The organism is Aeromonas sp. 1HA1 (assembly GCF_029237385.1).
In the GTDB taxonomy this organism is placed as follows: Bacteria; Pseudomonadota; Gammaproteobacteria; order Enterobacterales; family Aeromonadaceae; genus Aeromonas; species Aeromonas popoffii.
On record NZ_JAACGC010000002.1, the window covers coordinates 1 to 17,536 of the forward strand.

Below are 17,536 nucleotides of genomic sequence, written 5' to 3' on the forward strand. Positions count from 1 at the left end.
CAAAAGAGCCTGGTGGATAAACGCGGCAAACGCAAAAATCGGCCTGCCCGCAAGGCGACGCTCTGCCTGCGCAGTGGCAGCATCACCCTCAAACAGGGGTCACTCACGCTCAATGCGGTGCTGGCCGAGGAGGTCAATCCTCCCAAGGGCGAAACGCCATTGAAATGGTTGCTGCTGACCAGCGAGCCGGTAGCGTCACTCGCACAAGCGTTGCGGGTCATCGATATTTACACCCATCGCTGGCGAGTTGAAGATTTTCATAAGGCGTGGAAAACCGGAGCGGGAGCTGAGCGGCAACGCATGGAGGAGCCTGATAACATGGAGCGCATGGTGTCGATCCTTTCGTTCGTGGCGGTCCGCCTGTTACAGCTCAGGGAAAGCTTCACGCTCCCGCAAGAACTCAGGGCCCAGGGGTTACTCAGGGAAGCAGAGCACGTAGAAAACCAGTCATGTGAAACGGTGCTAACCCAGGATGAATATCAGTTGCTGAACTATCTGGACAAGGGAAAACGTAAACGTAAAGAGCGAGAAGGCAGCTTGCAATGGGCCTACATGGCGATAGCCAGATTGGGCGGTTTTATGGATAGTAAGCGAACAGGGATTGCAGGCTGGAGCTCACTCTGGGAAGGCTGGCAAACACTGCAAAGTAAACTGGACGGCTTTATTGCCGCCAAAGAGATGATGGCTTCGGGGATCAAGATCTGATCAAGAGACAGGCCCCGACCTTCTCCAGACTCTTCACCTCTACCTCTGTCTTGTTCCAGCTGTGGTCCACTTCACCACGGATGCGGATCAGATCGTCCGGGCCCACTTCGGTGCCACGCCACACATCCTGATCCACTTCGACTTCCACCTCGCCACTGGCGTCACGGAACACGTAGTTCTCGCCGCCCAGATGCTTGACCAGCTTGCCTTCCAGGGTGGCCCAGCTGTCATCGGCCAGATCCTTCAACTGAGCGACGGAAACCTTGTTCTGCTCCTGCGGACCTGTATAGGCCGCCATGGCGGAAGAAGAGATGGACATCAGGGTCAACAGACCGACTACGCTCGCCTTGTTCATTTCATGCTCCTGTTATTGGGTACAGGAGCAGTGTGCAAGTCGGGGCGTGAAATAAACGTGAAGGCTCCCCATTTGGGTGAAGGGGATGTGACCGTAATCGACTTAATCAGCCTCGCCTGCTGCGCAATTTAATTTGGCTGGATACCTTACAAAATGGCAAAACAGCTTCCCAGCCCGTTTGCCTATCGAGGAAAAGCCCGCAGGCACCACCTGCTTTCAAATCAATGAGAACAACAAAATGAAAAAATGGTTTGTGTGTTTATTGGGACTGGTCGCGCTGACAGTTCAGGCAGCCGACAGCCGTCCCGCCTTTTCCCGGATCGTGATGTTTGGCGACAGCCTCTCCGATACCGGCAAGATGTACCGCAAGATGCTCGGTTTCCTCCCTTCCAGCCCCCCCTACTATGAGGGTCGCTTCTCCAACGGGCCCCTCTGGCTGGAGCAGTTGACCACGCAGTTCCCGGGTCTGACCATAGCCAACGAAGCGGAAGGCGGTGCTACCGCCGTGGCTTACAACAAGATCTCCTGGAACCCCAAGTATCAGGTCATCAACAACCTGGACTACGAGGTCACCCAGTTCCTGGAAAAAGACCGCTTCAAGCCAGACGATCTGGTGATCCTCTGGTTCGGTGCCAACGACTATCTGGCCTATGGCTGGAATACGGAGCAAGATGCCAAGCGGGTACGCGATGCCATCAGCGACGCAGCCAACCGCATGGTGTTACACGGGGCCAAGCAGATATTGCTTTTCAACCTGCCGGATCTGGGTCAGACCCCGAATGCACGCAGCCAGAAGGTGGTCGACAAGGTCAGCCATATCTCCGCCTATCACAATCAGCTAATGTTGAACCTGACACGCCAGCTTGCCCCCGTCGGGCTGGTGAAGCTGTTCGAGATCGACAAGCAGTTCGCCGAAATGCTGAGTGACCCGCAAAACTTCGGCCTGAGCGACACAGAGAATGCCTGCTATGGCGGAGACTATTTGGGGAAACCCTTTTCTTTGCTCAGTGCCAGCACCGACAGTCGTCTCTCCGCCTTCAACCTGCAGGATCGCCTTGCCATCGCTGGCAACCCGCTGCTGGCACAGGCCGTAGCCAACCCTATGGCTCGCCGCAGCGCCAGCCCCCTCAACTGTGAGGGCAAGATGTTCTTTGATGATGTACACCCGACCAAGGTCGTACACGCCGCCCTGAGCGAACGTGCCGCCACCTTCATCGAGAGCCAGTACGAGTTCCTCGCCCACTGATGACAAGGGGTATCTGACGTTCAGCCGTCATTTCCAGGGTCTTGGCGCCGTGTCTGTGGTGTCTGGATAAAAAAACGGGAGGCCTCTGGCCTCCCGTTTTCATTCATGACCGCCTCAGGCGCCCTTGCGCACCTCTGCCGCAATCTGGTCGAGCAGCTGTTGCCAGCCCAGCCCCAGCTCGCTGACAAGGGAACCGTAGCCATCCTCTGGCAACACCCGCACCTGCTGGAAGGGGACGTCACGCAGGACGGTGCCCTCTTCCGTCAGCAGTCGCCAGCGGCCACTGAGCACGGCACGCCCGTCATGGCGCCCCTGGAAGCGCTCGACCGAGATGGTCAACACTGGCCCCTTGCGGGCACCATCCTGACGCACCACCCAACCCGGCAGCCGGCTGGAGAGACCGTTCAGGGTCAACTGATCGAGCTGGGCATCGAGGAAACCCGCCCAGCGATGGTACTCGGCGAAGTGCAACTCCTTGCCTTCCAGCTGATAGACCAGGCTCATCCTGTCCAGCTGGCCGGACAGAGAGACCGGCTTCAGCACCAGCTGGTGCAGCGGTTGCGTCGTCATTATGGTCGGCTGCTGCGCCTCGGCATCGAGGGAATAGTAGTGCAGCGTCGTCGGCGCAGAGCTGCATCCCGCCAACAGGCCCAGCAAGGCCAGGGTCATCATCTGTTTTTTCATTATTGGCCTCGCTTGGGCTCAGGATCACGGGGACGGGCGCGATCGAAGATCAACGAACTCGGCTGCTCGTTGAGCGAATGCACCAGTGGCTGCAACTCACGCATCAGCTGATTGAGCGACTGCACCGACTGACGCAGATCCTGATTGGTCTGGGAGTTGGCATCGTACTCTTGCAGCGTGCTCTGCAACTGCTTCAGGCTGTCGTTCAGGGACGCCGGTAACTGCTGGGTCGCACTCTGGCCGGTAAACTTGTCCAGATTGGCGCTCACCGCGCTGACGCTCTTGAGGGTCTGCTCCAGGGTGGCCAGGGTATGGTTGACCTGGTTCAAGGTCTTGGCCGTGTCCATGTCGACGAACTTGTCGAGGATCAGGTTCACCTTGCGCTCAATCTGGTCCAGCCCGGCCTGCACGGTCGGGAACACCTGATAACCGGCCAGCTCGGTGGGCTTGAACTTGGGTGCATCCGGATAGAAGTTCAGATCCACCACCTTGCCCCCGGTCAGCAGACTGGAGGTCTTGAGCGTGGCCCGCAGTCCTTCCTTGAACTGCTTGCCGAACAAGGCACGCCACTGCTCCTTCTCCGCGTTGGCATAGCGGTGAGAAAGACGCTGCACCTCGATGCTTGCCAGTACCGGGATCTGCCGGTTCTGGAACATCTGTACCCCTTTCTCGTCAATGAGATAGGGGGCCGAGATGACGGTGCCGACCCGAATGCCGCGATACTCTACCGCCGCGCCAGGATGCAAGCCGCCGACGCTGTCCTCGAACAGGAACACATAGTCGATGAACTGATCCAGACTACCGGCCAGCACGCTGGCCTGATCCTGGAACAGGGTAAACTCATCCATCGGCTTGACCGGCTCGCCAGGCGCCCAGCCGGGGGGCAGGCCCATGGTGATGCCGCCGTCGAGCAGGCTCTCGAGCGAATCCATCTTCACCTTCATCCCCTCGCTGCTCATGGAGACCTCGAAGCCCGGGGTCATCCAGAAGCGGGAGTTGCCGCTCACCAGCACGTCATAGGGGGCGTTGATGAAGATCTGGTACTGCATTTCGCTCTTTTCTGGCAGGAATCTCGCCTCTTCCACCTGACCTATGGTGAAGCCCTGGTAGTTAATGGGCGAGCCCACCCCGAGTGCACGGGTATCCCGGCTACTCAAGGAGAGCCGCAGCCCCTTGGCGTCCTGAGATGCCAGCGGTGGCTTGTCCAGCATGGCGTACTCGTCCAGCGGCCTGCCCTTCTTGCCGGGGGCCAGCTCGATGTAGGCACCGGAGAGCAGGGTGCCAAGACCCGAGACCCCGTCACGGCCGACCCTGGGCTTAACCACCCAGAACTGGCTGTCTTTCTTGAGCATGCCGGCGGCGGCATTGGTCAGGCGAGCCTTCAGCACCGCATGGCTGTAATCCTCGCTGAGCTCCACCGCCTCAATGCGGCCCACTTCCACCTCGCGGGAACGGATCACCGTCTTGCCCGCCACTATGCCTTCGGCGGTGGCCACTGTCAGGGTGAAGCTGGGACCTTGCGAATACCAGTGCTGGAACAACATCCAGATGCCGATGAACAGCGCCAGCAGCGGCACCATCCAGATTGCGGCCGCCGAGCTCAGAAAATCAGAGCCGGGTTTCCACCTTTTCTTACGCTCACTCACGTTCGCGCTCTCCTTGTTGTAAATCCCAGATCAGGCGGGAATCGAAACTCATGGCTGCCACCATAGTAATCAGCACCACACCCGCAAATGCGACGGCCGCAGGGCCCGGATATATGGTCATCAGGTTGTCGAGCCGGATCAGGCCCGCCAGAATGGCCACCACGAAGACGTCGATCATCGACCAGCGTCCCACGAATTCAGTCATGCGATAGAGCTTGAGCTTGCCAAGGGGCGAGGCACCGTGGCCGCGCTGTACCATATAGCAAAGCCACAACAGTGCCATGATTTTCACCAGCGGCACCACCACGCTGGCGATGAAGATCACCGCGGCGATGGGATAGGAGCCCAGGGCCCACAGCAAGACCACGCCGCCAAGGATGGTAGAGGGGCTGTCATCGCCGAGAAATACCGTATCCATAATGGGATAGAGGTTGGCGGGCACATAGAGGATCACCGAGGTCAAGAGCAGAGCCCAGGTCCGGCTCAAACCACCCGGCTTGCGGCTGTGCAGCTTGCCGCCGCAGCGCGGACAACTGTGTTCGCCCACCTCGCTCAGGGCGCCGCAGATGTGACAACCCACCAGCCCGGACGCCATGGCAGTGGCCTCGGCATCCAGCTCTCGGGCCCCGGTCGGGCCGAACAGCCGTTGCCACAGCCACATCCGGTCCAGTGACGAGATCGTCTTGATGAGCAACACCGTATAGCCGACAAAGGCCCAGAACGACAGCCCCATCTTGATGTCTGCCATCCCCATCAGCTTGACCAGCGAGATGAGCACCCCGATCAGGAACACATCCACCATCAGCCAGGGCTTGATCCGGCACAGCAGGCGACCGAGGGAGCGCAGGGCATTGCTGTGCAAGTCCTTGTCGATCCGCCACAGCACCAGCATGATAGAGCCAACGTAGACCAATGGCAGACCAATCAGGGTCAGGCTCAGCACTGCGCCCAAAAACAGATAGCCCTGATCCACCAGGGTGGTGATGCACTGCATAAACGTCATCTCCTGCCCTATCCCTTTGGCCGAGAACGACATAAAGGTGAAGGAGTTGGAGAGCACGAACATGATGATGGCCGCAAAGCCGTAAGCGATGGGCCTGCGCTCCTGGTCCGGTAAATGACGGCTCAGGGTATGGCCGCAACGCGGACAGCTGCTCGTCTCCCCGACGGCCAGCGCGGTGGCCGGCACCAGCAGGTCACACTCTTCGCACGCGGTCGCGTCATGGGTATAGGTGGATAGGTGTTGGTTTGAAACCGGATGCAAGATAAAACCCCAGCATGAGGCCCGCCACTGGGCCTGATCTGCCAATTATTACCGCAGCAGCCCCCTGCCGACCAGCTCTGTCGTTGCCCCATCCGGGATGGGAGTGAGAATGACTTTGACAAGCCAGTGACCATTTAGCACAATCAAACGCCACTTTTTTTTCCGCGGGACAATAATTTATGACAACTGAATCCCCAAGCTACTCCACGATCGAGCAAGCCTTCTCCCTCGGGAACGGGCAAGATTCTGCCCTCAACTGGTTGCGCAAGAATCGCAGCCAGGTCGCCATCTTCCTGGTGAGCGGCATCAAGCTGGAGGGGACCATCAGCGGTTTCGACCAGTACAGCGTGCTGTTGACCGATGCCCATGGCAACCAGCAGCTGGTCTACAAGGCCAAGATCTCCACCATCGCCATGCACTCCGGCCGTCCCCAGGTCAGCATACAGCGCGCCCGCAAGCCGCGCGTCTCCATGGCGCCGCGTCCCCATGGCGCCCCCGGTCGTTACGATGACAATCAGGGCGGCAGTAGCAGCGAGCAGTAATATGCTTGCCTGAGTCACTCCCACGCCATTGCTGCGTCAAAGGGTGACCGAGTCCATTCTCATTTATCATGCCTGTCCCGTATGAGAATGGACTCCACTCTTGCTCTGAGTGGCGTCGCCTGTTTCACCTCCCCTCGCTTCAATACTGCAAGTCGACTGGTTTTCCATCCCTGACCATGCAGGTCTGCATGCCCGCAGCCTGACCGGCTTGTACGCCAATCCCCGTATCCTCGAACACCAGACTAGCTGCAGGTTCGATACCCAGCCGATGTGCAACCAGCAGAAACGTATCGGGATGGGGTTTGTGCAGCGCCACATCGTCAGCGGTCACCACCACGGGGAAGTAACGATCCAGCCCGGTATTGCGCAGCACGGCCTCAGCATTGATACGGGGCGAACCCGTGCCTATTCCCATGGGAAGCAGGCCGTGATAGCGCTGTACCAGTGCCAGCATGGCCGGAAAGACGGTGACCTTGTGCAGGTTGGCCACGTAGTGATCCGTCTTGCAACGGGTCACCACCAGCGGATCCAGGGTGATCTGCTGCTGCTCGGCGACCAGCAGGGCGATTTTGCGGCTCGGCATGCCACCTAGCTCATAGAACCAGTCGGCATCGAAGTGAAAGCCAAACTCCCGGGCAGTGTGTGCCCAGGCGGCAAGGTGCAGTGGCATGGAGTCCACCAGGGTGCCATCGAGGTCAAATACCAGGCCTTGAAATCCGGAGAGGGTCATGGTGCGGGATCTGTGTCTGAACATGGGCCCCCATTCTAGCCAGAGCCGCGCCCCGTCGCCATGACCTGGGTGGCGAGAAACGCTTGCCCCCACATTTTTGCCTGAAAAGAGATGGGGTCAGCTTGGCGGGAGCCAGCGGGTAGCTGGGCTCGCAGCGGCCAGTCTCCCGGTTTATCGGTTTTCCCCTGCGCAAACAGATAAAAGAGCGGCCCCTCACAGGGCTCAAACACCCGCTTCACATCCTTGGGCTGATGGGCTTTGAGCTGCTCGGAGAGTAACCACCCATCCAATACCAAGCTCACCAAACAACGCCCAGCTGGCGGCGGCCTTGCCGAGCGCAGTTGCGGCGATCAGCTCGCAGCATTGCATCGTGAGAAGAGTCCATTCGGCGGGATCGGCAAGCGGAGAGTCCATGCCATAGGTAACGAGGGCAAGACGACAATTGAAGAGGGATGGCGACGTCACACCATGGGCTCACCGATAGGCTAGCGTACACGCCCTCCCCTGGGATTTGGCATGATAGAGCGCCTGATCGGCCTGTTCGGTCAAGCTCTGCCATGTGCAATCCAGCGAGGGAACCAGATAGCTAAAACCTATGCTAACCGTAATGAAATCAGTAACTCGGGAAGCCGGATGAGTGATCTTTAATTCATGGAGCCCCTCGTGAATCCGCTCCGCCAACCGCTCGGCCTCTCCGGGTTGTGGGCCGCACAGCAGGATCACGAACTCCTCCCCGCCATAGCGGGCCACCAGGTTGGTGCGCCGCCGCTCCGCCTCCTGCAGCAAACTGGCCACCTGTTGCAAACATTGATCCCCTTTGGCATGGCCGAAGTGATCGTTGTAGGACTTGAAGTCGTCCACGTCGATCATCAGCACCGCCAGCAGGCCCTGGTGACGACGGGCCCACTCCCACTCCCGCTGCATGGTGAGGTCCCAGTGACGACGATTGGCTATGCCGGTCAGGGGATCCTCCAGCGACAGCAGCGACAGTCGCTTGTTGGCCTCCTCCAGCGCCCGGTTGGTCTCCGCCAATTGCATGGTGCGCTCGCTGACCCTCAGCTCCAGCTCCCGATTGAAGCGCTCCAGTGCGGCCTGGGTGCGCTGGCGGATCAACAACTGGGAGAGCATGGCCGCATACTGCTTGAAGATCTCGCTCTGGTACGCCTTGAGCGGCCGCCGCCACAACAGGTTGTCGGCTGCGATCCAGCCGATGGGAGTGGCACCGTCCCACAGTGAAACCATGGCATTCCAGCCACGCCCCACCTCCTGCTTCTCGTAGTAGAGCGGCGCATCTTCCAGCACCAGCACATAGTCCTTGCGGCGCAGGGCCTCCTGCACCGCGGGATGCTCAGGAATGGCGCTGATGAAGTGGCGCTCGTCAATGAGTTCACCCGCTTCGTTGGTGCCCCAGGTGCCGTGCATGGTCTTGAACTCGGCGTCGACCAGGAAGATGGCGATGCGGTCGAACTGCAGATCCTGACGGGCCAGCGCCACCGCATCGTGCAGCAGTTGATGCTCGCTGTCGCAACGGGAAAGTTTGACCCCCACCTGATGCAACGCCTGCAACATGCTGAGGAAAGAGTCTTGCAGCGCCTGGCTGCGGATGAGATCGGCCTGGGTGTGCCTGCGTTGATCCCGCTCCTGATCGATCTGGTTGGCGAGCAACCGGCTCTCCAGCTCGGCGGCTAGATAGTGCATCAGCAGTTGGATGCTCTGCTGCTGGCGTCGGGAGAGGCGATCGAGACGACGGCGGGTCTCCAGATAGACCACGGCCTTCAACCCCTTCTGGCGTTTGAGCGGGAAGCAGGCACGCAGGCGCGGAATTTCGGGTTCGACCGTCTCCCAGACATCGGTCGTCGGGGCTATCTGCTCCACCACCAGCTGGCCCTTGTCGAAGGCCTGTTCGATGAAAATGACGGGGAGTTTGAGGGGGGCAGCAATGTCTGCATTCAGGCAGACCAGCCCCTGATCGAGCTGAAAACTGTAAAGTTGGGACTCGGGAGCCCGCAACCAAAGGTAAATTTGTTCGGCTTCTGTCTTTTCCCTGACCGTTGCCAGCGTCACTTCACAGAGGTGTTCAAAACTGGTGAAGTGCTCTGGATCCCATTCCTGCATACCTGCCATCCTTGGTTGTATCCAAGCGAGTATATCGGCAAACTTTGCCATTAATTGACCAGGCAGTCAAAAGCGCGATCCAGAGCCCAATTTTTATAACAGATTCAATGCCTGCATTGCACTGCGGATGCGTTCGCGGGTCGCCTCGGACAGCGGCATCACCGGCAGGCGGCACTCCTCACTGCAGAAACCGAGCAGGGAAACCGCATATTTGGCACCGGCCGGGCTCGGCTCGGCAAACATCGCCTGATGGAGCGGTATGAGCTGGTCTTGCAGTTCACGCGCTGCTTGCCACTTGCCCGCCAGCGTCAGATTCTGCACCTCGGCCACCAGCTTGGGAGCCACGTTAGCAGTTACCGAGATACAACCCTGGCCACCACCTATGTTGTAGGCCACAGCGGTGGCATCTTCACCGGAGAGCCAGGCAAACGGCGTTTTGATCAGCTGGCGCTCGGTCCAGGGGCGGGCCAGGTCGCCGGTGGCATCCTTCACGCCGGCGATACGCGGCAGTTCGGCCAAGCGGGCCAGGGTAGCCGGTTGCACATCAACAATGGCACGCGGCGGAATGTTGTAAACGATGATGGGCTTGGTCGTCGCGTCGTGCACCGCCTTGAAGTGGTGATAGAGCCCCTCCTGATTGGGACGGTTGTAGTAACCGGCCACATGCAGGGTTGCATCAGCCCCTGCCTGCTCGGCGTGGCGGGTGTACTCAATGGCTTCGACCGGGTTGTTGGAACCGGCGCCGGCAATCACCGGGATGCGCCCTGCCACCTGCTTGACCACCAGCTCGACCACCCGGCAGTGCTCGTCATGAGTCAGGGTCGGACTCTCGCCCGTGGTGCCCACAGGTACAATGCCGTGGGTACCCTGCTCGATGTGCCACTCTACCAGACGCAGCAGCGCCTCTTCATCCAGCTTGCCCTGTCGAAACGGGGTGATCAACGCAACGATTGAACCTTGAAACATGGGCTTTCCTTCTCCTAAATAACGCGTATATGGCAATAAAAAACCCCGGTACGATGCGCGCAACCGGGGTTTTAAGTTTCTCAGCGATGAGAGGTTACGCGCGAACGTCGGCAGGCCCAAATGTCAGGCTTTTTTTGTGCTTTCGTTTCAACCCGTTGAACCGCATTTCATCATCTCTGGTCAAAAAATGGTGTCTGGGCATATTTCGGGAACACGGCATAAATGTCAAGGCGAAAGGGGCTATGTATAATGGCCGCCCAAAATTGAGCGGAGAGACCCGATGAGCAGCCCTATCAGTGCCGTCAGCCAGATGCTGGAACGAAACCAAGCCCTCTTTGTCGGCAAGCGGCTACTTGTCTGTGGCGCGCTGGAGGATGACTATCCGCGCCAGCTGGCCGCTCTGGCCCAGACCCTGACCGTCTTTACCACCGATTACTGCTACTACCGCAGCCAGCAGGCGGCCCTGGGCGAAGGGATCCTGTTCGACCACCAGCTCGGTGGTGCCCCCCGCTTCGACGCCCTGCTGCTGCTGATGCCAAAGGCCAAAGCCGAGGCGCAATATCTGCTGGCCATGATGACTCCCCTGCTGGAAGCCGGCGCCGACCTGTTCCTGGCTGGTGAAAACCGCAGTGGCATCAATGGCGCCGACAAGCTGCTGGCCCCCTATGGCGAGAAGCCGATCAAGCGTGATTCGGCGCGCCGCTGCTCCCTCTACCACGGCGAGCTCTGCAAGCCGGTCGCCCCGTTCGAACTGGAAAGCTGGTTTGGCCGCTACCCGTGCAAGGCGGGTGACACCGAACTGACCGTGCTGGCGCTGCCCGGGGTATTCAGCGCCGCCGAGCTGGATCTCGGCACCCAGATGCTGCTGGCGGCGGTGCCACCGATGCAGGGCGAGCTGCTCGATTTCGGCTGTGGCGCAGGGGTGATTGGTTCAGTGCTGGCCAAACGCAATCCTGACCTCAAGGTCAACATGGTGGATATCAGCGCGCTGGCGCTCGAATCGAGCCGCCGCACCCTGGCGATCAATGGTCTGCAGGGCAAGGTGCATCCCTCTGATGTCTATTCGGATGTTTCCACCCGTTTCCAGCACATCGTCTCCAATCCACCATTCCATGCGGGTCTCAAGACCTTCTATGCCGCAACCGAAACCTTCCTCGCCAGGGCACCGGAGTTTTTGCTGCCAAATGGCTCGCTGACCATTGTTGCCAACGCCTTCTTGCGCTACCAGCCTATACTGGAAACACATTTCAAACGGGCGGACGTGATCAGCAGTGATGCCAAATTCAAGGTCTATCTGAGCAAAGTGTAAATAAGTCTAAGCAGCACAATCAAACCGCTAGAGAGCGCCATCCGGTATCTGATAAGGTACGAATAGCACGATAAAAAACACCCCTTTAGGGGTGTTTTTTATACCTAGCATTGAAAACCTTTTCATCTTGTTTATTCAGGGAGAGAAATACGATGGCAGGCATCTTGACCATGATCCTGGCTGGTGGCGAAGGTACTCGCCTGCAGCCTCTGACCACCACCCGCAGCAAGCCTTCCGTCCCCTTCGGTGGCAGCTACAGGTTGATCGACTTTGTCCTCAATAACTTCGTCAACGCAGACTTTCTGCGCATCTACGTGCTGACCCAATTCAAATCCCAGTCCCTCTATCTGCACATGAAGAAGGGCTGGAATATCGTCGGGATCACCGACCGCTTCATCGACCCCATCCCGGCCCAGATGCGGATGGGCAAACGCTGGTATGACGGCACCGCAGACGCCATCTACCAGAACCTCGGCTTTATCGAGCGGGCCGAACCGGATCACGTCTGCATCTTTGGCTCCGACCACATCTACAAAATGGATGTGAGCCAGATGGTGACCTTCCACAAGCAGAAGAGTGCCGCCATGACGGTCGCCGCCCTGCGCATGCCCATCGAAGAGGCGAGCGCATTCGGGGTGATCGAGGTGGATACCGAAGGGAAGATGATCGGCTTTCAGGAAAAGCCCAAGCACCCCAAACACATCCCCGGCGATCCGACCCAGGCGCTGGTCTCCATGGGCAACTACATCTTCGAAACCGACGCCCTCTGCCGCGAGCTGAAGCGGGATGCTGCCGAGGAGAACTCCAGCCACGACTTTGGCAAGGATGTGATCCCGAGCCTCTACCCGCGCGTTCCCGTTTATGTCTATGACTACAGCACCAACGTCATCCCGGGCGAAAGACCGAGCGTCTACTGGCGGGATGTGGGCACCCTGGACTCCTACTGGCAAGCGCACATGGATTTGGTGGCCGACAATCCTCCCTTCTCCCTCTATAACCGCAAGTGGCCGCTGCACACCCACTATCCGGCACTGCCGCCCGCCACCTTCATCGACAGCGACGAGTGCAAAGTGAAGATAGCCAACTCCCTCATCTCCGCCGGTTGCTTCATTCAGGGCAGCCAGATCCAGCGTTCCATCCTCGGTTTCCGTTGCAATATCGGCGCGTGCAGCCATGTCAGTGAGTCCGTGCTGCTGGGGGAGGTGAAGATTGGTGAAGGCTGCTCCATCCGGCGCGCGATCATAGATAAAAATGTTGAAATTGCGCCCGGCACCGTTATCGGTGAAAATCTGGACCACGATCGAGAGCGATTTACCGTATCCGAAGGCGGTATCGTGGTGGTACCTAAGGGAGCAAGAGTTGGCTATTAACCCACTGAAAATCCTGTTTGTTGCCTCGGAAGTTGAGGGGCTGGCCAAGACCGGCGGTCTGGCAGACGTCGCCAGAGCCCTGCCGATGTACCTGGCCCAGAAGGGACATGATGTCAGGATCATGCTGCCCTTCTACAAGACGATAAAGCGACGGGATGAGGCCAGACTGGTCGCTTCACACTGGTTGCCAACCCATCCAGGGCTGCCAGACATCGGTTATCGCATCTACCAGATGGCACTGGATAGCGTCTGCGTCTACCTGCTCGACTGCCCGCAATATTTCGATCGTCCCCAGCTCTACGCCGAGAACAATCAGGCCTATCCGGATAATGGCGAACGTTTTGCCTTCTTCTCGGCCGCGGCCCTCCATGCCTGCGAGCAGCTCGGCTTTGCCCCGGATATCGCCCACTGCAACGACTGGCATACCGGCCTGCTGCCGCTGCTGCTGAAAACCCGCCATGCCCACAACCCCTTCTTCCAGCAGACCCGCAGTGTGATCAGCATTCACAACGCGGCGTTTCAGGGGGTGTTCGGCCGCGAGCAGTTCTGGGCCATGCCCGAGATCGCGGATTACGAACACCGCCTCAACTATGACTACGGCCACGTCAACCTGCTCAAATGCGGGGTGCTCTACGCCGACAAAATCAATGCGGTCAGCCCCAACTATGCCCAGGAGCTGCTGACTCACCTTGGCGCCCACGGCATGGCGCATATCTTCCAGCAGCGGGCCGCCGATCTCTGCGGCATCCTAAACGGTTGCGACTACAAGGACTGGGATCCGGCGTTCGACGAGTTCCTGCCTGCGACCTATAGCATCGACAACATGGCAGGCAAGCAGATTTGCAAAGAGCACCTGCAAGAGGAAGCCGGGCTTGCCGTTGCGGATCTGCCCATCTACGGCATGGTTTGTCGCCTGACCGAGCAGAAGGGCGTCCCCCTGCTGCTCCCTGCACTGGAGAAATTCCTCCACCATCAGGTGCAAGTGGTGATCGTCGGCTCTGGCGATCCTGCGCTCGCCACACAACTGCAAACCATGGCCCAGCAGTATCCCGGCAAACTCGCTTTCATCAACACCTATGACGATCGTCTGGCCCATCTGGTCGAAGCCGGTGCCGACTTCTTCCTGATGCCCTCGCTGTTCGAGCCTTGCGGCCTCAACCAGATGTACAGCCTCGCCTATGGCACCCTGCCACTGGTGCGTGCAGTGGGAGGTCTGAAAGACACCGTGGTGGATTGGGATGCCGATCCCGAGCATGCCACCGGCTTCTGCTTCAACGATCCGACGGCCTCCATCCTGCTCGATACGATGCGCCGCAGTCTGCTCTACTTCCTGCAGGACAAAGAGCGCTTGGCCAAGGTGCAGCACAACGCCATGAGCACCCGCTTCAACTGGACTGATTCGGTCACCCAGTACGAGCTGATGTACCAGAGTGCATTGGGCCGTTACTGAGCCGTAAACGTCGGCTAATTGCTGAAGTTTTGTACCCTTGGTTTCACCTTGGACGTCAACAACGAAAAAAGTCCCCTTTGGCTGTTGACGCTCCCCCAAAACTCTATAGAATCCCCCTCCGCAGTGATGCGAAGGTGGCGGAATTGGTAGACGCGCTAGCTTCAGGTGTTAGTGTCCCACGGATGTGAGGGTTCGAGTCCCTCTCTTCGCACCAATACTGCCATGCTGATTCAGCAGCATGTAAATCCAACTAGAAAACCCGAATGTGCGAAGGTGGCGGAATTGGTAGACGCGCTAGCTTCAGGTGTTAGTGCCCCCCGGGTGTGAGGGTTCGAGTCCCTCTCTTCGCACCATGCTTCTCCAGACAGCATGTAAATCAAAACTGGTAATACAATGTGCGAAGGTGGCGGAATTGGTAGACGCGCTAGCTTCAGGTGTTAGTGTCCCACGGATGTGAGGGTTCGAGTCCCTCTCTTCGCACCATGCTTCTCCAGACAGCATGTAAATCAAAACTGGTAACACAATGTGCGAAGGTGGCGGAATTGGTAGACGCGCTAGCTTCAGGTGTTAGTGCCCCCCGGGTGTGAGGGTTCGAGTCCCTCTCTTCGCACCATGACTCTGACATGTAAAAACAGAGCAATGCGCTCCAACCGCATTTAAAAACCAGCTGGAGAAAATCAGTGTGCGAAGGTGGCGGAATTGGTAGACGCGCTAGCTTCAGGTGTTAGTGTCCCACGGATGTGAGGGTTCGAGTCCCTCTATTCGCACCATTCATTACATAAAAGGCCCATCACGCAAGTGATGGGCCTTTTATTTTCACTCCTTGTTATGACTATGCTTTTGACGACTTACCGCCCATCGCCATGCCAAGGAACGCATATGCTACCGGATACCGATATTCACAACTTTTACGAACATCTGGTGCTCAAGGAGATTGAGCAACAGGGACTGCAACAGACGCTCACCAGCGACCAGATGGCCGATCTCTGCTGTCTCACCCTCAACCAGCTCCCGGCCCACTATATTCGCCACAGTGTCGACATGCTCTACTTCCTGACCGATGCCAAGCGCACCGAAATGGAGAGGCTGGTTGTCGACTCACTTACACTGGCACAGCAAAAGATCAAGCAGGATCCCGTCAAAACCTCATAACCAGGGCTGCTGCCAGAGCAAAGTGACAATACCGGTCAGCCCTGCCACTGGCAGCAGGATCAAGGCTGGCCTCAAGCTGGGTTCAAGCATGACCCAGGCGGCCAGCACAAAGCCAAGACTCCAGATACCGTACTCCTTATCCTGACCCCAGCCCAGCACAGCCAGCAGCCCGCCCAACAGCATGACTCTCACAATCCAGATCATGGTGATGCATCCCCTCATTATTTGATAACAATTATCATTTGTATTTTAGACGTATGCAATCGGACTTTTCTATCAGATTCAAATGTCCATCGGGGCAAACAGAGCACTCAAAAACGGGTTATGAGATCAACTAATTGGTAAGTTTTCCAATCAAAAGTGCATTTTTGCTAAATCTGTTGGGATTCTCCCCCCCAGGTTTGTGGTAGATTGCGGCCTCTTTTTGGGTTGGCCCCTCGGGATACGTGTATCCACAGGACGAGAGGGACTGACCTTGGCGAGCAAGAGTTTAGGAAGTATCTATGCAAAACCAACAAAACCACATCCGACTACCGAACATGGCGCAGGTGTTTGCCTGTCTGGCCATTTTCCTGGCACTGGCATTTTCGTTCACCAGCGTGCTCGATTTGCCCATCCAACTGGCGCTGTTCATCGCCTGGTTCATCATCATGGGGCTCGGCATCAAGCTTGGCCACGATTACAAATCTCTGGAGCAGGCGGCCGTTGACGGCGTCGCCAAGGGGATGGGGGCTATCCTTATCCTGGTCTCCGTCGGTGCGCTGGTTGGCACCTGGATTGCTGGCGGCATAGTGCCCAGCATCATCTACTTCGGCCTCAAGGTGATCCACCCGTCCATCTTCCTGCTGGCAACCCTGATCATCTGCTCCCTGACCTCACTGGCCACTGGCACCTCATGGGGATCTGCCGCCACGGCCGGTATCGCCATGATGGGGATCGGCCACAGTCTCGGCGTGCCTGCGCCGCTGGTGGCTGGGGCCGTACTCTCCGGCGTCTACTTCGGTGACAAGCTCTCTCCGCTCTCCGACTCCGTGGTGCTGGCCTCGACCATGTCCAACGTCGACGTGGTGGAGCACATCAAAGGGATGCTGCCCATCAGCCTGCTCTCTTATGTCATCACCGCCGTGCTGTTCACCGTGGTGGGCATGCAATACTCAGGCAATGTCAGTCTGGAGCAGGTCAATCTGGTAATGGAGGCGCTCGACAACCAGTTCAACATCACCCCGCTGGCCATAGTCCCCGTGGTGCTGGTGCTGGGCCTGCTGGCCAACCGCAAACCCGCCTTCCCGGTGATCAGCTTCGGCGCCCTGCTGGGCCTGATCTGGGCCATCGCATTTCAGGACATGGATCCGGTCAAGGCGATGCACTCCGCCTACAGCCCGTTTGCCATCAGCTCTGGCATCGACTTTATCGACAACATTCTCGGTCGCGGCGGCATGGAGTCCATGCTGGGCTCGGTCGCAGTCATCATCTTTGGTCTGGGCTTTGGTGGTCTGTTGGAGAAGGTCGGTATTCTCTCCGTCATTGCGAGTGCCTTCGAAAAACGCATCAACAGTGTCGGCAGCCTGACCAGCCACACCATTGGTACCGCTTTTCTGGCCAACGTGTTCGGCTCGGCCATGTATGTATCACTGATCCTGACCCCCAAGATCATGGCCAAGAACTACGACCGGCTGGGACTGGCACGCAAGAACCTCTCCCGCAACGCCGAGTTCGGCGGCACCCTCACCTGCGGCATGGTGCCCTGGAGCGACAACGGCATCTTCATGGCAGGGGTGCTCGGAGTCGCCACCCTCGACTACCTGCCCTACATGTGGCTCAGCTTCACCTGCATCATAGTGACCGTCACCCTCGCCTACATGGGCAAAGGGGTGAACCGGGTTCCGCTGGTGGCCGCAGCCAGCTCTCGCTAATCGTTGCGAGATCAATGACAAAGGCGCCATCACGGCGCCTTTTGTTTGAGCGGGATTCGAGGTTAAGCTGACAGCCACCACAGTCGCGA

At 58.4% G+C, this 17,536-nt stretch carries 17 protein-coding genes and 5 tRNA genes; 13 read left to right on the plus strand and 9 right to left on the minus strand.

Translation table 11 applies throughout. The features are described 5' to 3' along the window. The coding region (locus GWQ22_RS00745) for an IS4 family transposase (RefSeq protein WP_275929196.1) at positions 1 to 705 on the plus strand (705 nt) is incomplete at its 5' end. On the opposite strand, the gene GWQ22_RS00750 is transcribed toward GWQ22_RS00745, so the two are convergent. Next, complete coding sequence (locus tag GWQ22_RS00750) at positions 695 to 1,060, minus strand: NirD/YgiW/YdeI family stress tolerance protein (RefSeq protein WP_275929197.1); 366 nt, start codon at positions 1,058 to 1,060, stop codon at positions 695 to 697. The two genes, GWQ22_RS00745 and GWQ22_RS00750, sit on opposite strands and share 11 nt — an antisense overlap. A 238-nt stretch (positions 1,061 to 1,298) precedes the next feature. Here GWQ22_RS00750 and GWQ22_RS00755 point away from each other — a divergent pair, with 238 nt between their 5' ends. Beyond that, positions 1,299 to 2,306: an SGNH/GDSL hydrolase family protein gene (locus GWQ22_RS00755; protein WP_042035588.1), complete on the plus strand. Its 1,008-nt coding sequence runs from the start codon at positions 1,299 to 1,301 to the stop codon at positions 2,304 to 2,306. Between the two features lie 114 nt (positions 2,307 to 2,420). On the opposite strand, the gene GWQ22_RS00760 is transcribed toward GWQ22_RS00755, so the two are convergent. The 3 genes from GWQ22_RS00760 to GWQ22_RS00770 are packed head-to-tail and all read right to left on the minus strand — an operon-like array spanning position 2,421 to position 5,900. Then, positions 2,421 to 2,990, minus strand: a complete 570-nt coding sequence (locus tag GWQ22_RS00760; RefSeq protein ID WP_275929198.1) for a PqiC family protein — start codon at positions 2,988 to 2,990, stop codon at positions 2,421 to 2,423. Continuing rightward, positions 2,990 to 4,636, minus strand: a complete 1,647-nt coding sequence (gene pqiB / locus GWQ22_RS00765; protein WP_275929199.1) for an intermembrane transport protein PqiB — start codon at positions 4,634 to 4,636, stop codon at positions 2,990 to 2,992. The genes GWQ22_RS00760 and pqiB overlap by 1 nt, the downstream gene beginning before the upstream one ends. Then, positions 4,629 to 5,900, minus strand: coding sequence for a paraquat-inducible protein A (locus GWQ22_RS00770; protein WP_275929200.1), 1,272 nt, complete (start codon positions 5,898 to 5,900; stop codon positions 4,629 to 4,631). Before GWQ22_RS00770 ends, pqiB begins: the two co-directional genes overlap by 8 nt. 179 nt (positions 5,901 to 6,079) lie before the next feature. Here GWQ22_RS00770 and hfq point away from each other — a divergent pair, with 179 nt between their 5' ends. Continuing rightward, entirely contained in the window at positions 6,080 to 6,442 is a 363-nt protein-coding gene (hfq, locus tag GWQ22_RS00775) for an RNA chaperone Hfq (protein ID WP_042035593.1), read from the plus strand. Between the two features lie 139 nt (positions 6,443 to 6,581). Here hfq and GWQ22_RS00780 read toward each other — a convergent pair whose 3' ends face one another. The 4 genes from GWQ22_RS00780 to dapA all read right to left on the minus strand — a co-directional run bounded on the left by GWQ22_RS00780 (position 6,582) and on the right by dapA (position 10,253). After that, positions 6,582 to 7,172, minus strand: a complete 591-nt coding sequence (locus GWQ22_RS00780) for a beta-phosphoglucomutase family hydrolase (protein WP_275929264.1) — start codon at positions 7,170 to 7,172, stop codon at positions 6,582 to 6,584. Positions 7,173 to 7,207: 35 nt separating this feature from the next. Beyond that, positions 7,208 to 7,474 carry a hypothetical protein gene (locus tag GWQ22_RS00785; RefSeq protein ID WP_275929201.1) on the minus strand — a complete coding sequence of 89 codons (267 nt, stop codon included), beginning with the start codon at positions 7,472 to 7,474 and terminating at the stop codon, positions 7,208 to 7,210. A 172-nt stretch (positions 7,475 to 7,646) separates the two neighbouring features. Then, the gene (locus GWQ22_RS00790; protein WP_275929202.1) at positions 7,647 to 9,287 is read right to left on the minus strand and encodes a GGDEF domain-containing protein; all 1,641 of its coding nucleotides are present in this window, start codon (positions 9,285 to 9,287) and stop codon (positions 7,647 to 7,649) included. A 93-nt stretch (positions 9,288 to 9,380) separates the two neighbouring features. Continuing rightward, on the minus strand, positions 9,381 to 10,253 hold the full coding sequence (dapA, locus tag GWQ22_RS00795) for a 4-hydroxy-tetrahydrodipicolinate synthase (protein WP_042035597.1): 873 nt from the start codon (positions 10,251 to 10,253) through the stop codon (positions 9,381 to 9,383). Positions 10,254 to 10,533: 280 nt separating this feature from the next. Here dapA and rsmC point away from each other — a divergent pair, with 280 nt between their 5' ends. The 9 genes from rsmC (at position 10,534) to GWQ22_RS00840 (ending at position 15,534) form a co-directional block, all read left to right on the plus strand. Continuing rightward, positions 10,534 to 11,562 carry a 16S rRNA (guanine(1207)-N(2))-methyltransferase RsmC gene (gene rsmC, locus GWQ22_RS00800; RefSeq protein ID WP_275929203.1) on the plus strand — a complete coding sequence of 343 codons (1,029 nt, stop codon included), beginning with the start codon at positions 10,534 to 10,536 and terminating at the stop codon, positions 11,560 to 11,562. Between the two features lie 152 nt (positions 11,563 to 11,714). Next, entirely contained in the window at positions 11,715 to 12,932 is a 1,218-nt protein-coding gene (glgC, locus tag GWQ22_RS00805; RefSeq protein ID WP_275929204.1) for a glucose-1-phosphate adenylyltransferase, read from the plus strand. Continuing rightward, positions 12,922 to 14,382, plus strand: coding sequence for a glycogen synthase GlgA (gene glgA, locus GWQ22_RS00810; protein ID WP_275929205.1), 1,461 nt, complete (start codon positions 12,922 to 12,924; stop codon positions 14,380 to 14,382). The genes glgC and glgA overlap by 11 nt, the downstream gene beginning before the upstream one ends. A gap of 128 nt (positions 14,383 to 14,510) precedes the next feature. Beyond that, a tRNA-Leu gene (locus GWQ22_RS00815) sits at positions 14,511 to 14,596 on the plus strand. Positions 14,597 to 14,649: 53 nt separating this feature from the next. Then, positions 14,650 to 14,735: transfer RNA gene (locus GWQ22_RS00820), tRNA-Leu, on the plus strand. 44 nt (positions 14,736 to 14,779) lie between these two features. Then, positions 14,780 to 14,865: transfer RNA gene (locus tag GWQ22_RS00825), tRNA-Leu, on the plus strand. A gap of 44 nt (positions 14,866 to 14,909) precedes the next feature. Next, a tRNA-Leu gene (locus tag GWQ22_RS00830) sits at positions 14,910 to 14,995 on the plus strand. 71 nt (positions 14,996 to 15,066) lie between these two features. Then, positions 15,067 to 15,152 (plus strand) — tRNA-Leu (locus GWQ22_RS00835). Positions 15,153 to 15,261: 109 nt separating this feature from the next. Continuing rightward, a complete protein-coding gene (locus GWQ22_RS00840; RefSeq protein WP_181364681.1) occupies positions 15,262 to 15,534 on the plus strand; it encodes a late competence development ComFB family protein in 273 nt (90 codons plus the stop codon). Here GWQ22_RS00840 and GWQ22_RS00845 read toward each other — a convergent pair. Then, positions 15,529 to 15,738: a hypothetical protein gene (locus tag GWQ22_RS00845; protein WP_275929206.1), complete on the minus strand. Its 210-nt coding sequence runs from the start codon at positions 15,736 to 15,738 to the stop codon at positions 15,529 to 15,531. The genes GWQ22_RS00840 and GWQ22_RS00845 overlap by 6 nt on opposite strands. Before the next feature lie 299 nt (positions 15,739 to 16,037). On the opposite strand from GWQ22_RS00845, the gene nhaC reads away from it, so the two are divergent. Continuing rightward, entirely contained in the window at positions 16,038 to 17,447 is a 1,410-nt protein-coding gene (nhaC, locus tag GWQ22_RS00850; protein ID WP_042038947.1) for a Na+/H+ antiporter NhaC, read from the plus strand. Positions 17,448 to 17,536: the final 89 nt, after the last annotated feature.